This is a genomic window from Clostridium tanneri (genome assembly GCF_033659955.1).
Classification (GTDB): Bacteria; Bacillota; Clostridia; order Clostridiales; family Clostridiaceae; genus Clostridium_AM; species Clostridium_AM tanneri.
Window position 1 is genome coordinate 210,694 of record NZ_JARUJP010000001.1, and the last position, 16,478, is coordinate 227,171.

Sequence of the window (16,478 nt, forward strand, 5' to 3'; positions counted from 1 at the left end):
TACATATTTGTTTACTTTTTAGTAAAACCTTATTCTTCTATTATATAAGGTATAGTAACCATGGCAATATTTCTCCTTCTAAGCAGCATGGTTTTAACCAGTAGTGCTGTTTGATTATGAAGTATATTTCCCCACCACTTTGTAACTACAAACTGCGGCATTACAACGGTTATTGTATCCATCGGTCCTGCTGCATATTCTTCAGACTCTATAAACTTAACTAAAGGTCCAACTATATTTCTATATGGAGACTTTTTAACAACTATAGGGATACCTACTCCATATTCCTCCCACTTTTTAAGAAGTTTTTCTGTACACTCTTCATCTACAGATACGTGGAAGACAATTATATTTTCTGACATAGTTCTGGCATAGTTTAATGCCTTTAAAAAAGACTTATTTAAAGTATCTATAGGAACTATAACATATCTTTTTTGTTCCGCTAAATCTACTGCCTTTGGTCTTTCATAAACAGTAAGCCTTAACTGTTCAGCAACATGGATGTAGTGAGCCCTAATCCTTAACATTGTAGTCACAAATATAGGTATTAATATACACACAATCCATGCTCCATGAAAGAACTTTGTTACTCCAATTATTATTACAGTGATAAAAGTCACCAATGCCCCTAGCCCATTTACAAAGGCCTTATGTCTCCAGCCCTTTTTCTTTTCTGTAACCCACTTAGTAAACATTCCAGTTTGAGATAAGGTAAAGGATACAAATACACCTACAGCATATAGAGGCATAAGAAGGTGCGTATCTCCTCTAAATAGTATTACTAGGATAGATGCTAAAACTGCTAAAACTATAATACCATTAGAAAATCCTAGTCTCTTACCTCTTTTTGTAAACTGTCTTGGTACAAAGCCATCTTTAGCCATAAGAGCTAAAAGTAATGGAAGTCCTGCAAAGGCAGTGTTTGCTGCCATTATTAATATTATTGCAGTAGTTGCCTGGATTACATAGAACATAAAACCTGTACCAAATACCTGAGCAGCTATTTGAGCAATAACTGTAACCTCTGAATTTGGAACTGCGTGATATAAGGTAGCTAAATAAGATAATCCGCCAAATATCATTAAAACAATAGATGCAAGTAAGCCTAAAACTATTTTTGCATTTTTCTGTGCTGGCTCTTTAAAGCTTGGTATACCGTTACTTACAGCTTCTATACCTGTTAAAGCAGTACACCCGGAAGCAAATGCTTTAAGAAATAGTATAATTGTTATATCCCCTGTCACCTTAGGAACTTCATATAAGGTTTGAGGAGTATAGCCAAATACAAATACTTTAACAACCCCTGTAACTATCATAGCTAGTACCGAAATCATAAAAAAGTAGGTAGGAATACCAAAGATTTTTGAAGATTCTCTTATTCCTCTAAGGTTTCCTATGGTCATAAGCAATATAAGTCCTAAGGTTATGGAGATCTTATGGGTTAATAATGCCGGAAAAGTAGATGTTATTGCTGCCGTTCCTGCACTGGTACTTACCGCAACGGTTAATATATAGTCAATAGTAAGTGCTCCGCCAGCAACCAGCCCTGGCACTGTTCCCAGATTTTCTTTAGCAACTATATAAGCCCCTCCACCATTTGGATAACTGTCTATAGTTTGTCTATAAGAAAATACTAACATAAACATAAGAAATACTATACATAGAGCAGCATAGAACATATATCTATATGACATTAGCCCTATAATAGGTACAAGTACCCACAAGATTTCCTCTCCTGCATAAGCTACTGAAGATATAGCATCACTAGATAAAATAGGCAGCCCCCAAAACTTATTGAACTTTTCATCCTTCAATTCTTCCGTTTTTAAGGTTCTGCCTATGAGTAGTCTTCCTAATTTAAATTCCATTTTCCACACCTCTAAATATTAATTTTTTATAAACTTTTAAGGTATGGAATGATTATATACCATCCTAAATTTATTTCATAATCCTATTTTTTATGTTTTTAGCTTGTTTTAAGTCAGTTATCTCCAATTAAAGGTATAGGTTTGTTCTTTATAAATCTTAATCAAAGTTTCTAGCTATAGATCTATTATCAGCATTTTCAAAACTTTACAATTAATGTTTTCTATTATTCATTTATTAGCTTGTTCTGCACAAAAGTTATGAGCATAGCTTCTTTAAGCTGTTCTACAGTTTCTTTATCTGTTAAGTTCTCTAATATTTTAAAGGAAAAATCCATAGCAGTTGCAGGTCCTCTACTAGTTATAATGTTGCCATCTTGAACTACAATCTCTTCACAATATCTTATATCTCCTAGTTCTCCTTCGTAGCCAGGATAAGATGTAACTTTCTTGCCAGTTAATACTCCTGCTCTACCTAGAACTATTGGTCCTGCACATATTGCAGCTATGATTTTATTATCACTATTAAACTTCTTAACAAGCTCAGTTACCTTTTCACTATCTCTAAGATTAGCAGCTCCAGGCATACCTCCTGGAATAACTAATACATCATATTTGTGGAAATCAACCTTTTCTAATAGGCTATTAGCTTTTACATGTATGCTGTGGGAACCTAGAACTTCAGCATCCTCATTTATTGAACAGGTAATGCAGTGTACTCCTCCTCTTCTTAAAACATCTACTACCGTAAGAGCTTCCACTTCCTCAAAACCCTTTGCTAGTAAAACTATTGCCTTTTTCATGTAGATCTCTCCTTTTTAAGTTATATTTTTTCCTTTTCTAGCAATTGTAATATGCTATTTAGCTTTTTTTCTATATTAGCTACAGAATTAGAAATATTTACTATAGACTTAACTACTTTTACTATAATAAATATTATACCAATTAGTATAGCAAAGTTAACAATTGTGACGATAAACTGGCTGAAATTAATTTCCATGCTGAAACCTCCATTCACTATGTTATTTAATATATACTAAGCATATCATAAAATAGTTAATTAATTACAAAACTCTTGTTAAACCTAAAAACAAAAAGGACGTAACTTAAGGTATCCCCCTAAGTTACGTCCACATCACAGACTATTATTTAGCCCATCCCATAGATCTCTTAACAGCTTCATGCCATCCTTTTAATAATTCTTCTCTTCTTTCATCAGCCATATTTGACTCAAAATTCTTAGATATAGCCCAGTTCTTAGCTACCTCATCTCTATCCTTCCAGTATCCTACAGCAATACCAGCAAGATAAGCTGCACCTAATGCAGTAGTTTCAATAACCTCTGGTCTATCTACCTGTACTCCTAATACATCAGATTGGAACTGCATTAAGAAGTTGTTTGCTGATGCTCCTCCATCTACCTTTAATGCCTTAAGTTCTATTCCCGAATCCTCCTGCATAGCCTTTAATACATCATAAGTCTGATATGCTAATGATTCTACCGTAGCCCTTATAAAATGCTCCTTTTTAGTTCCTCTAGTTAAACCAACAATAGTTCCTCTAGCATACTGATCCCAGTATGGTGCACCTATTCCAACGAAGGCTGGAACCATATAAACTCCATTTGTATCTTCTACAGCTGTACAGTATTTTTCTGTCTCAGATGCTGATTTTATCATTCTAAGCTCATCTCTTAACCATTGAATAGAAGCTCCTCCAATAAATATACTTCCTTCAAGGGCATATTCAACTTTTCCATCTATACCAACAGCTATGGTTGTTAAAAGTCCATTCTTAGACTCAACTGCTTTTTCTCCTGTGTTCATAAGAAGGAAACATCCTGTACCATAAGTATTTTTAGCTGTTCCTGGTTTAAAGCAAGTTTGTCCGAATAATGCAGCTTGTTGATCTCCTGCATCTCCTGCTATTGGAATTGATGTGTTGAATAATGCATGATCAGTCTCTCCATAAACGCAGCTTGAAGGTTTTACTTCTGGAAGCATTGATTCTGGTATATCAAAAATCTCTAATAGTTCCTTATCCCACTTTAATTCATGTATATTGAATAGCATTGTTCTTGATGCATTTGTATAGTCTGTCACATGAACTTTTCCTTTTGTTAGGTTCCAAATAAGCCATGTATCTACGTTACCAAATACAAGATTTCCTTTTTCAGCTTCTCTTCTTGCTCCTGGTACATTATCAAGTATCCATTTTACTTTAGTAGCTGAAAAATATGCATCCAAAATCAAACCAGTTTTATCTTTAATAACTTTATCTATACCTTTTTCCCTTAACTCATCACAAATGCCTGCTGTTCTTCTACACTGCCATACTATTGCATTATAAACTGGTAGGCCTGTTCTTCTGTCCCAAACTACTGTAGTTTCCCTTTGGTTTGTAATACCTATGGCTGAAATATCCTCAGCACTTATATTAGCTTTAAATAATGCTTCTGTTGCCACGCTGAACTGAGTTGCCCATATTTCCATTGGATCATGTTCTACCCATCCAGCTTCTGGATATATTTGCTTAAACTCTTTTTGTGCTGAACTAACAACTAAACCTCTTTCATTAAATAAGATACATCTTGAACTAGTTGTTCCTTGGTCTAATGCCATAATATATTTTGCCATTTTACACCCTCCAATATTAATAACGTTTTCACTTATTTTATCAGTGTTGATTTCTAATAATCCCTATACAAAACTTAATAAAGAAGAAATCAACACCTAAACCTTTTATAGCAATAATACTCAGTTACTATTTTTAAAACAATTTAAAATACTTATAATTCCCATAACTCCTGTTCAGTAGTAGATATAGCAATAGCTCCTGCTGCAAGGGAATCCATAACATCCTTCTTATTTTTAATAAGGCCGCCTGCTATAATATCAGTCCTAACTTCCTTATTTAAAAAGCTTATTATTTTACTTGCAACCCCAGGCATTACTTCTACTGCATTAGGCTTTATATCTAGAATGTTTTTTATCCCTGTTTTTAAAGAAAGTGAATCTATAACAAAAATTCTTTGTATAGTGTACATTCCTAGTGCATTGCCATATTTGATATTTGAAGTTTTAGTACTTATTATTCCATCCGGCTTGACATATTCCTTCACATATTTGATTCCTGCAGAATCTCCTCTTAGCCCCTCGATAAGATCCACATGAATAAATACAGTTTTTTTATTTTCCTTAAGACGTTGACATATCTTTGGAATAGTTAAAATGTCACCGTATAGTACAAAAACTATACTTGCTTTACTTTTAAAAACCTTTTCTAACTCTTTGTTATCTCTTATAGCTGCTATGATGGGATTTTCCATCAACATTTCTCTTAACATATTCATATTCAGCACCCCTTTTAATTATATTCTATCTTTAGTATATCCTATAATTTTATCACTTTTGAATCTTCTTGCAAGGGTATGATGCTGATGTAATAATTTTAGGTAATTTGTTTACTAAAACACTGCTACAAATGCTAGTGCTGCTAAAACGCCTCCTACAACTGGTCCTAAAATTGGAACCCAAGAGTATGCCCAATCAGAATCTCCTTTTCCTGCTATTGGTAATATAGCATGAGCTATTCTTGGACCTAAATCTCTAGCTGGGTTTAATGCATATCCTGTTGGTCCTCCTAGGGATAAACCTAATGCCCAAATTAATCCACCTACAACAAAAGTTGATAGTCCCTCAGCTGGTTTTTGTGTACCTATTCCTAATATAGCGAATACTAATAACGCTGTTGCAATTACTTCTGTTAAAAAGTTAGCTCCATAGCTTCTAATAGCAGGACCTGTGCAGAATATTCCAAGCTTTGCACCCTTGTCCTCTGTTTCCTTCCAATGAGGAAGATAAGTTAACCATACTAAAGCTCCTCCAACAATTGCTCCTAACATTTGTGCTATTATATAGCCAGGAACTTGAGCCCATGAGAATTTACCTATAGCCGCTAAAGCTATTGTAAGTGCTGGGTTAAAGTGTGCACCACTTACACTTCCAAATATGAACGCTGGTATCATTACCGCTAAAGCCCAGCCAGTTGTTATAACTATCCATCCGCTATTTTCTCCCTTACTTTTCTTAAGTAAGACGTTTGCTACAACTCCATCTCCTAAAAGTATCAGGATCATTGTTCCAATGAACTCCGCCATTAAACTTGACATAACATTCCCTCCCAAAATATATATTTAATTTTTAATGAAAATATTGGTAATCGATTACATTAAGACCAATTTTTAAGGCTTGTACTAGCACAAAAGGCCACACTTAAAAAAGTACACTAACATACCCTTTTAAATGCGGCTCTCTAATTCTCTGCCTCAATATTAACATTATAGTTTAATTATAATTACCTGTTCTACAATTTGCAACAGTTTTTTATCTGAAAATTTGGTTAACTTTTTAACAATTTCATATTAATATTATAACTTTATTTCGGTTATTACATCATCCATAACTACAAGCATTAAGCTTTTTCCTCTTCCTGCTCTATTCTGAATCTTAAGTTCCTTAATACTTATCTTTCCTTCACTACCTTTTTCTGACTTTAGCATAAATACCCTATCTTTATCCTTTTCATTCTGAAGTATATCAGCGTAAATTACTTCATCGTCATCCTTAAGGCTTATACCAGTTACCCCTGATGCAATTTTACCCATATAACTTACGCTCTCTCCCGAAAATCTTATAGCCATAGCCTTTTTAGTTATTAAAACAACCTCTTCCTCGCCATTCTTAACATACTTAATACCTATTAAAGTATCTTTATCACTTTTAAATTTATAGCATAAAGTTTTTAAGTAGTCTCCGTCAAATTCACTTAAGGCTGTTTTCTTTACCATACCCTTACTTGTAAAAAAGTAAATACTTGAGGCTTCATTAAAGTTATCTACTGAAAGCATATTTATTATGTTCTTTCTGTCTATATCCTCCCAAAGCTCGTTTATACTTATACCTTTTTTATCTAAATTTTGAAGCATCACTGCTGGTATTGAGTATACCATACCGTCCTTAGAAAAAATTAAAATTCTACTTGCTGTGTTGGTTAAAGTGCTAATTACTCTGCCAGATTGCTGCCTTTCAGAAACCTTAATTACACCTAACTTATCTATAGATATACTAAAGCTTCTATGAAGAGCTTCAGCAACAAATTCTATCTTAACTACTCTATCTTTTGAAGGTAAGGCAAATAGCTGAGTACCTATTATATTTCTGTCTACAGACTCAATTTTTGGCTCTTCTACAGTAAAATACAATCCCTTTTCAGTGATTACATTTATAAATCTTTCATCCCTATTTTTATCAAATAACCTAACATCTATTAAGTTTTCCTCTGCTTTAAGCTTAAGGGCCATAATTTTTGTATAGTTTGTTATAAATTTATCTATACTCGTCTTTTTCATAACCCCAGTGCTGGTAAAGAACATAAAATCTTTCTCATCTGAAAAGCTAGAAATAGGATGAACTGCTATAATTCTCTCCTGGGTTAAATCCAAACCTCTTATTAAGGAGTCTAACCTTTCTCCCTTTTCCTTCCACTTAAATTCAGGAATATTTACCCCTTTAAGCTGATACATATTTCCTTTATCGGTAAAGAACATTAAAATATCCTTAGTATTTGAATTTATAAGGAGTTTATTATAATCCCCTTCTCTATATTCTATGTCCTCCACTTCCACATTAGAACGGTTATATGTCTTCAGTGGAATTCTTTTAATAAAACCCTCATTAGACATAGTTACTACTATATCCTCTTCTACTATAAGCTCTTCTATATCAATCTTCGCTTCTTCATCATTTTCAACTATAGCTGTTTTTCTACTATCAGCATATTTTTCTTTTACTTCCAGCAGCTCTTTTTTTATAACCTTTAGAAGTTCTTTTTCACTTCCTAGTATTTTGTTAAGTCTTCTTATTTCCTTCTCTAGTTCTTTATATTCCTTTTCAAAGGCTACAATTTCAAGTCCTGTAAGCCTATAAAGCATAAGCTCTAATATTGCCTCTGCTTGAACTTCAGTAAAGCTGAATTTTTCCATCAGGTTGTTAGCTGCATCTTTTTTAGATTTTGAAGCCCTTATAGTTTCTATAATCTCATCCATTATTCCTATGGCTTTTATGAATCCTTCAATTACATGAAATCTTTTTTCAGCTATCTGCAATTCTCTTTCGGATCTTTTTGTAACAACTATCTTTTGGTGATTTATGTAGTGCTGTAGTATTGACTTTAACCCCAAGGTCTGAGGTTTTCCTTCCGCTATTGCAACCATATTAAAGGAAATATTACACTGTAAATCCGTTCTCTTAAATAGGTATTTAAGAACCTTATCAGCAGTTTCCTCATCAGCAGATTTCTTAAACTCTATTACTGCTCTAATTCCAGTTCTATCCGATTCGTCTCTAATATCAGAAATAGCTTCCAATGCTTTTGAGTGTTTTTTATCTGCAGTCATTTCTGAAATAATTTGAAGAAGCTTTGCCTTGCTTCTTCTAAAAGGAAACTCTGTTATAACTATTCCAACTCTTCCGTTTTCTAGTTTCTCTATTAAAGTTTTTGCTCTTAAAGTAACCCTTCCTTCTCCTGTTTCGTAGGCAGAAATTAAAGAATTCTTTCCTATTAAAATCCCCCCTGTAGGAAGGTCTGGTCCCTTTACGTACTCCATTAGTTCCTTGGTGTTTAGCTCTGGGTTATCAATTGCTGCAATAGTTGCATCTATTACTTCACCTAAATTATGGGGTGGTATATTGGTGGCAAGTCCTACCGCTATACCAAAGGCTCCATTTACAAGAAGGTTAGGATACCTTGCTGGCAAAACCTCAGGTTCTTTTTCTGAGTTAGAGTAGTTATCTACCATATTAACTACTCCTTTTTCTATGTCCCTTATCATTTCCATTGCAATAGGTGTAAGTCTCGCTTCAGTGTAACGCATTGCCGCAGCACTATCTCCATCCATACTTCCAAAGTTTCCTTGTCCATCTATCAATGGTTTTCTTGTATTGAAATCTTGAGCTAATATAACCATGGCATCATATACTGATGTATCTCCATGTGGATGATATTTACCTAATATGTCCCCTACTATTCTTGCTGACTTGTAGTAAGGTTTATCTGGAAAAGCCTTAAGCATATAGGAACCATATACTATTCTCCTATGTACTGGCTTTAATCCATCCCTTACATCTGGAAGTGCTCTGTCTTTAGCTACTTCAACTGCATAAGGAAGATAGTTCTCTGGCATAGCTTCTTCAATAGAAACTTTTACTATATTATTATCACGTGGAATTACTGTCTGCTTTTTCGCCATTATACTAATTCCTCCCTTTAAAACTCTGCGTATTTATACATATAACTTTTTCTTGGTGCTACCACATCTCCCATAAGCAATGACACCATTTTTTCTGCCTTTGCTGCATCTTCTATGGTTATTTGATGTAGAGTTCTTGTCTCAGGATTTAATGTAGTTTCCCAAAGCTGCTCTGCATTCATTTCCCCAAGGCCTTTGTATCTTTGAAGTAATGCACCTTTTCCTACTTCTTTCATTGCCTTTTCTAACTCATCATCACTGTAAGCATATTTTAGTATTTCTTTACCCTTTGCCTGTTTATACACTTTGTATAGTGGTGGTTGAGCTAAATAAAGATGCCCATTTGCAATCAATGGTCTCATATACCTGTATATATATGTCATCCATAATGTTCTAATGTGGTACCCGTCTACATCCGCATCTGACATTATAATTATCTTATCATACTTCAAATCACTTTCATCATAGTTATCCAATACTCCTGTACCTATAGCTGTATTGAATATCTTAAGTTCTTCACTGCCAAGTACGTTCTCCAGCTTTTGCTTTTCTGTATTCATAATCTTACCTTTAGAAGGCATAATTGTCTGGAACCTTCTATCTCTAGCCTGTTTTGCAGACCCCCCCGCTGAATCTCCCTCAACTACAATAAATTCACATACAGAAGGATCTTTCAAGGTACATACTGCTATTTTTCCTGCAAGTGGTGCAGTACCTTTTCCTATTTTCTTTTTCTCTGCTTCATTTATCTTTTTTATCTTCTCCCGTCTTGCTGCTGCTTCCACTGCGTTATTTATTATACTTGCTGCGGTATCCTTACTATCCTCTATCCACTCTGAAAATTTAGTATAAGCCAAATCATTCATCATGGTATAGGCTTCTGTATTTCCAAGCTTTGTTTTCGTTTGACCTTCAAATATAGGATTGCTTATCTTAATTCTGACTATGGCTGTCATACCTTCTCTTAAGTCATCGCCTTCAAATTCCTTATCTTTTTCCTTAACTAGATTGAGCTTTTTAGCCCATTCCTTAAAAGCTCTAGTCATACCAGTTTTAAATCCGCTTTCGTGAGTCCCTGATTCTGTGGTAGGAATATTATTTACATAACTAGCTATATATTCTGTAGTAGAGTCGGTAAACTGAATACAGACCTCTCCATACATATTTAAACCATTTACTTCTCTTTCACCTTCAAAGAGTATCGGTGGACTGTGAAGAACAGTTTTACTTTCGTTTAAATAGTCTATAAAATCTAAAAGCCCTCTTTCTGAATGATACTCCTTCTCCACTGTTTCATCTTTTCTAGTATCAATAAGCTTTAGCCTTATACCTTTATTTTGGAAAGCCAGCTCTTGAAGTCTTTCATCTATTACTTCAAACTTAAATTCTGAAGCTCCGAAAACCTCTTTATCTGGCATAAAGGTTATCTTTGTGCCAGTTTCTTCTGTTTCTCCTACTACTTTAAGGGTAGTTATCGGTGTTCCCGGCATTTCTCTTTTGACAGTTTTATCATAAGCATACTCAAATCTCTGTCTATGAATTTTGCCATTTTGCTTTACCTCAACCTCCAGCCACTTTGAAAGAGCATTAACTACTGCTGCTCCAACTCCGTGAAGTCCTCCAGAGGTTTTATAAATATCATTATTAAATTTTCCTCCGGTGTGAAGCTCTGTAAAAACCATTTCTACACCAGACTTTTTCTTTGTAGGGTGTATTCCAGTGGGTATTCCTCTGCCATTATCTATAACAGTTACACTTTTATCCTTGTTTAATATAATTGTTGCCTTATCTCCAAAGCCATTGGATATTTCATCAATAGCGTTATCCAATATCTCCCATATGCAGTGATGAAGACCTTTGCTTCCTGTAGAACCTATGTACATCCCTGGTCTTATTCGGACAGGCTCTAATTTTTCTAAGGAAGTTAAGGCTGTGACATCATAAACCTGCACTTGTTCTTCTCTTTGTTCCATAACCGTCCTCCAAACTTTTTAGATTAGTCATTTAAATAATTATATAAACATTATTAAGTTTTTATATGAAAGATTTTAAACTTAATTTCAGTTTGTTAAATAATATTTAATTTATCCATTTTGTCACTATTATAACAGAAAAAAAAATCAAAAACAAATGTTCTCATAAATTAAAATTGGTACTTTCCAGACTTTCATTGATTATACAGTAGAATCAGCTAGTTTTCAAATTTATAAGCTAAATAATTATTAAAATAAAATAAAGCTAAACCCCTTATAAATATGAGTTTAGCTTGGTTTTTTAGATGATAAACTTTTTTCCTAGATATATCTTGTTAGCATTTCTGTGGCCATCCTATTCCTTTTTTGTTAACAATGCTGCAGCTATCCTTATAATACATCTTATATTGTCATCATCAATGACTCTTCTAAAATTCAACTCTGTCATTGCTTCCTTTGCAAGCTGTAGAGCCTTATCTTCTTTTATGGCATTATCCTCATTTTTATAGTTATCTTCCACATAGGTTACAGCTTTTGAAACTAATCTTAATATGCTTTTTACGTTATCTGGTGTTCTTTCTTCCTGTCCCAGGGAGTTCAATATGCTGTGGGTTATGCCGAAATAATCTTCATTAAACTTATGCCCCTTTTCCTTTAAAAGGTATAAAAGATATCCAACTCCAACAACTAAAAGAACAACAAAAACATATTGAATAACTATATAAGTCATAATTCTCCCTCCTTATATATTACTGCAAATACCTTGTTACTATCTTTATATGCAGAGTTTATATAAGAGGGACTACCTTTATGTCTTGCCTTTGCAAAATTTTAATATATCATTGAAAAGTAGACAGGTATCAATTATTCCACAGTAAGTGCAGCTTCCTTAACACTTAAGTCAATAAGCTCTCTGCTCCACTGGATTATCTTACTGCAAGCTTCCTCTATACTTTGAACCTCTAAAGTTAAATCCCAATCATATTTATTATTTTCATACATTGGATCATAATATTTCACCATTAACTCCTTAATTACCCAATCATAGTTAAAAGCTTCTACTTCACTTATATACTTATCAATATTTTTGTCACTAATATATCTTCTGAGCTTATTTAGAGCTTCTATAAGCTCAGAATTACCACTTTCAACGTAATCCTCTGTGATGTTTTTTACTCTAAAGTCTATATCACCGGTTACCCTTATATGCTTTCCCTCTACCATCTTTGAAAAAATGAAATCAGCCATAATTATTTTGCCTATTCTTTTACTTTCACCTTCCACAAAGACTAAGTTACTTTTTCTTTTCTTTAGGCTTTCATAAACAAGACTTTCAAACTGTTTTTGGCTATACTGTTCTCCAAGTCCTACACTACCTAAGAGAGAACCTCTGTGATTTGCGCAACCTTCTAAATCTAAGGTATCATACCCTTGTTCTGATAAGGTTTTTAACATCTTAGTTTTTCCCATACCTGTATTACCATGAATTACTACAAACCTTATCTCTTCCATTACCTCTGGCAACTTCTTGTTTATATAGGATCTATATCCCTTATATCCACCCTCTAACTTATAAACCCTTAACCCTAATGCAGTTAAAAGAGAAACTATAGATCCACTTCTCATACCACCTCTTGCACAAAAGAATACTAATGATTTATATTTCTTGTGAAGTTCATTTATTTTTTCATATATTGCAGGCAGCTTCTTTGCAACTGCCTCTACTCCCATTTTTTTAGCCTTTTCAACACTTTCCTGCACATAAGTAGTGCCTATACTCTTTCTCTCTTCATCATCAAAGAGAGGTATATTAATTGCTCCAGGTATAGTGGAATTCGTAAATTCTTCTGGGCTTCTTACATCAATTAAAACACAATTACCATCATTCTTATCTTCATCAATTTGAGAATACTCTATAGTTTTCATTAAAAGCATACTATTTACCTACCATTCTATTTTTTATATATAAACATTTACTTATAACTAATACGTAATCTAATTATTTATTATCTAAAACTTATTCACCCTACAGCAACTATAACACATCAAAAAACACCCTCCTCTGCTGAAAGGTGTTTATGAAGGTAAATTAAAGTCTATAACTATTATATTAGTAATATATTTATTATGCAAATTTTATTTATTGTAAAAAAATCTAAATCTATGAACAAAATTATGGTGAATAAAATCATGCTTTTTTTACTCGGCCAGTTAGTAAGATAATTGCAAAAAATACTTTCTATTTCTAGAAAGTATTTTTTGGCTAGTAACAAATCTATATTTAGGCATCTAATGAGATTTTTTCGTTAACTTGAGATTTCTTAATATGTGCATAAATAGGCAATCCTATTAAAGTAAGTCCTATTCCAAACAATGCATTCATTGTTCCTGTTAATAAAGTACTTATAACAACATATAACGCTCCAACTAAACCTATTAAAGGAACTATTGGATATAGTGGAACCTTATATGAGTTTTCTGTTATTAAATGTTTGAATTTTTTTCTTAATACAAATACTCCAGCTATACCAAGAATAAAGAATAACCACATAGCAAAAGTAGCCAAGTTAGTTAAAGCTTCGAAAGAACCAGATAAAGCATATGCAGCCGCAAGTACACTTTGGAATATAACTGCATTTGCAGGTGTAGCTGACTTTTCACTTAACTTGCCAAAGAAACCTTTAAATACAAATAAATTATCTGCAGCCATAGCATAAGGCATTCTTCCACCAGTCATTATAAATGCACTTAAGCATCCAGTAATAGATATTAAAATCCCAGCTGCAATAAGTTTTGCACCTATTGGTCCAAATAATATAACAGAAGCATCTGTAGCTGCTTTTTGTGATGCAGCAACTTGTTCTACTGGCATTGTGTTTATTATAGCTAGGTTAACACCTAGATATGCTATAGTAATAATCGTTAATCCAAGTATTATTGCTTTAGGTAAGTCTTTAGCAGGGTTTTTCATTTCTCCTGCCATATTCGCTACAGCAATCCATCCCTCGTAAGCGAATAAAACTCCAAGTAATGCAGCTCCAAATCCTGCTCCAGTACTAGCTGATGTTGTAAGTGGAGTAAAGTCATGAACCTTTCCCATTGCAAGACCAGCAATAATAATGACACCTATTGGTACTAGTTTTCCTATTGTAAATAAAGATGCAAATTTAGCACTAAATTTTGCTGAAATAAGGTTTACAGCAGTTAAAAAGGCAATTATCCCTACTGCAACAATTTTTTGTCCTGTTGGTGATATATCAATAAAACTTGTGCATTGTGTTGCAAAAACTACTGCTAATGCAGCACTCATTCCTGGATAATAAATAACAGTTTGCATCCATCCAAGTAAAAACGCCCATTTTTCTCCATATAGGTCCTTTAAATAAGCAAATAGTCCACCGGCCTTTGGTATAGCTGAGCCTATTTCTGCGATAGTAAGTGCCCCTGTTACAGTTATTATACATCCAACTACCCAAGCAAGTATTCCAAGACCTGGCGCTCCTGCATTCTTAAAAACTGCTGATGGCTTGAAAAAAACTCCACTACCTATAACTATACCAACTACAAGCAATGTAGCTTGCATCATATTGATATCCCTTTTTAGAGCAGTTGTGTTTTCTTTTGATTTTTCCATTGTAGTCTCCCCCTTGTTTATATTTTTTTATTTGTTTTATTTGTGTTTTCACTATATTATAATAGCAATTTCCGTGCCACTACTCTTTCACTATAAATAAAACTTTAGAATATAGATTTTACCTATTGTTTTGATGGCTATGTATTTTTTTGCATAAATAAAAGTGAATTTTTTTTCACTTTTACCGTGAAAAAAAATTCACTTTATAATAATCTTAAATAATGAAACTTTACTTTATGTCGTACTCAGCAATCTTATTAAATAATTGTCTTTTGCTTATTTGAAGGCATTCTGCTGCTTTTGATATATTTCCCTCACATTTATCTAAAATCTTAACAATATAATCTTTCTCAATATCTTTTCTAAAGTCTCTTAAGGATACTACATCCTCCACTTTGCTAACATCACTTATAGTAGTTTTTTTCCTTTGGGGCAAGTCCTCAAACCTTATAACACCATTTTCAGATAAGACAACTAATCTCTCAATTATATTTCTCAGTTCTCTTATATTCCCAGGATAGTTGTATGACAGTAAAAATTCTATAACATCCTTTTCTACCTTAACTATCTTTTTCTTTTGTTCTTTCTCACACTTTCTTAAGAAAAATTCTATAAGCATATTTAAATCTTCTTTTCTCTCTCTTAGAGGAGGTACTTCTAATATTATGGTGTTAATTCTATAAAATAAATCCTCCCTAAAAACGCCTTCTATAATTGCATTTTCTAGGTCTTTATTGGTAGCAGAGATAAGTCTTATATCTACATTTATGCTTTTATTACTTCCAAGCATCTCAATAGTTCTAGACTCTAAAACCCTTAAAAGTTTTATTTGCACATTTACAGGCATTTCTCCAATCTCATCTAAGAATAATGTTCCTCCGTTAGCCTGCTGAAATCTTCCTATTCTTCTTTCAAGTGCACCAGTAAAGGACCCCTTCTCGTGTCCAAAAAGTTCTGATTCTAACAAATTTTCTGATAAGGCTTGGCAGTTTACAGCAACAAAATGTTGTTGTCTTCTTTCACTTATTTCATGAACATATCTGGCTAAAACCTCTTTTCCTACACCTGATTCACCAGTAATAAGTATATTCACATTGCTTTGTGCTGCCTTTCTTACTATATTTAGTACATCTTTGTATTTTTCATTGTAAGTTTGCAAAATATAACTTGTACTATTTTGCTGGTTTCTTAAAAATTCATTCTCATATTTTAACTTCCAGAACTTCTTGATTTTTTCAATCTCCATTAATAACTCTTCCGCACCATTATCTCTAACAAAGTAGCTGAAGGCTCCTTTTTTCATTGCTTGCACCGCTGTCTCAATGGAGCCGTAACTTGTTAAGATTATTACTTCTATATTAGAAAAATCCTTTTTTATCTTTTCAGTAAGTTCAATTCCATTCATTTCTGGCATTCTTAGTCCTGTAATTACCAAATTGTAACTTTCCTGTTTAAGCTTTCTCACAGCTTCTATTCCTGATAGGACTATTTCTGAATTATAATTTTTTTCATCTAATAACTTTTTCATTGAATTTAGATAGTCCACTTCATCATCTACAATTAATATCTTAAAATTGTCCTTAAAGTTCAAAGTATCTCCTCCTGTTTATGTAGCTAATCAATTAGTTTTTATACTTAATTATGACACATTTATTAGAATATTTCATTTATTTTTTAAAATAAAGCCCAACTTATTT

At 33.2% G+C, this 16,478-nt stretch carries 12 protein-coding genes; all 12 read right to left on the reverse strand.

The features are described from left to right. Positions 1 to 29 precede the first annotated feature (29 nt). The 12 genes from P8V03_RS01020 to P8V03_RS01075 all read right to left on the reverse strand — a co-directional run bounded on the left by P8V03_RS01020 (position 30) and on the right by P8V03_RS01075 (position 16,372). Complete coding sequence (locus P8V03_RS01020; RefSeq protein WP_318796424.1) at positions 30 to 1,868, reverse strand: APC family permease; 1,839 nt, start codon at positions 1,866 to 1,868, stop codon at positions 30 to 32. Positions 1,869 to 2,092: 224 nt separating this feature from the next. Further along, the gene (locus P8V03_RS01025) at positions 2,093 to 2,668 is read right to left on the reverse strand and encodes a DJ-1 family glyoxalase III (RefSeq protein WP_318796425.1); all 576 of its coding nucleotides are present in this window, start codon (positions 2,666 to 2,668) and stop codon (positions 2,093 to 2,095) included. Positions 2,669 to 2,688: 20 nt separating this feature from the next. Beyond that, positions 2,689 to 2,865 (reverse strand): DUF4083 family protein, encoded by a 177-nt coding sequence (locus P8V03_RS01030; RefSeq protein WP_318796426.1) that lies wholly within the window; start codon positions 2,863 to 2,865, stop codon positions 2,689 to 2,691. A 145-nt stretch (positions 2,866 to 3,010) separates the two neighbouring features. Beyond that, positions 3,011 to 4,501 carry a glycerol kinase GlpK gene (gene glpK, locus P8V03_RS01035; protein WP_261670874.1) on the reverse strand — a complete coding sequence of 497 codons (1,491 nt, stop codon included), beginning with the start codon at positions 4,499 to 4,501 and terminating at the stop codon, positions 3,011 to 3,013. 152 nt (positions 4,502 to 4,653) lie between these two features. After that, positions 4,654 to 5,217, reverse strand: a complete 564-nt coding sequence (locus tag P8V03_RS01040; protein ID WP_261670875.1) for a glycerol-3-phosphate responsive antiterminator — start codon at positions 5,215 to 5,217, stop codon at positions 4,654 to 4,656. A gap of 114 nt (positions 5,218 to 5,331) precedes the next feature. Then, complete coding sequence (locus P8V03_RS01045) at positions 5,332 to 6,036, reverse strand: MIP/aquaporin family protein (protein ID WP_318796427.1); 705 nt, start codon at positions 6,034 to 6,036, stop codon at positions 5,332 to 5,334. A 258-nt stretch (positions 6,037 to 6,294) separates the two neighbouring features. Continuing rightward, positions 6,295 to 9,174, reverse strand: a complete 2,880-nt coding sequence (locus P8V03_RS01050) for a DNA topoisomerase IV subunit A (protein WP_318796428.1) — start codon at positions 9,172 to 9,174, stop codon at positions 6,295 to 6,297. Between the two features lie 17 nt (positions 9,175 to 9,191). Then, on the reverse strand, positions 9,192 to 11,147 hold the full coding sequence (locus P8V03_RS01055) for a DNA gyrase/topoisomerase IV subunit B (protein WP_318796429.1): 1,956 nt from the start codon (positions 11,145 to 11,147) through the stop codon (positions 9,192 to 9,194). A 355-nt stretch (positions 11,148 to 11,502) separates the two neighbouring features. Next, on the reverse strand, positions 11,503 to 11,877 hold the full coding sequence (locus P8V03_RS01060; RefSeq protein ID WP_318796430.1) for a hypothetical protein: 375 nt from the start codon (positions 11,875 to 11,877) through the stop codon (positions 11,503 to 11,505). A gap of 134 nt (positions 11,878 to 12,011) precedes the next feature. Continuing rightward, the gene (gene mnmH / locus P8V03_RS01065) at positions 12,012 to 13,082 is read right to left on the reverse strand and encodes a tRNA 2-selenouridine(34) synthase MnmH (RefSeq protein ID WP_318796431.1); all 1,071 of its coding nucleotides are present in this window, start codon (positions 13,080 to 13,082) and stop codon (positions 12,012 to 12,014) included. Positions 13,083 to 13,428: 346 nt separating this feature from the next. Continuing rightward, entirely contained in the window at positions 13,429 to 14,781 is a 1,353-nt protein-coding gene (locus P8V03_RS01070; protein ID WP_318796432.1) for an APC family permease, read from the reverse strand. Between the two features lie 229 nt (positions 14,782 to 15,010). Next, positions 15,011 to 16,372, reverse strand: a complete 1,362-nt coding sequence (locus P8V03_RS01075; protein WP_318796433.1) for a sigma-54-dependent transcriptional regulator — start codon at positions 16,370 to 16,372, stop codon at positions 15,011 to 15,013. Positions 16,373 to 16,478 lie beyond the last annotated feature (106 nt).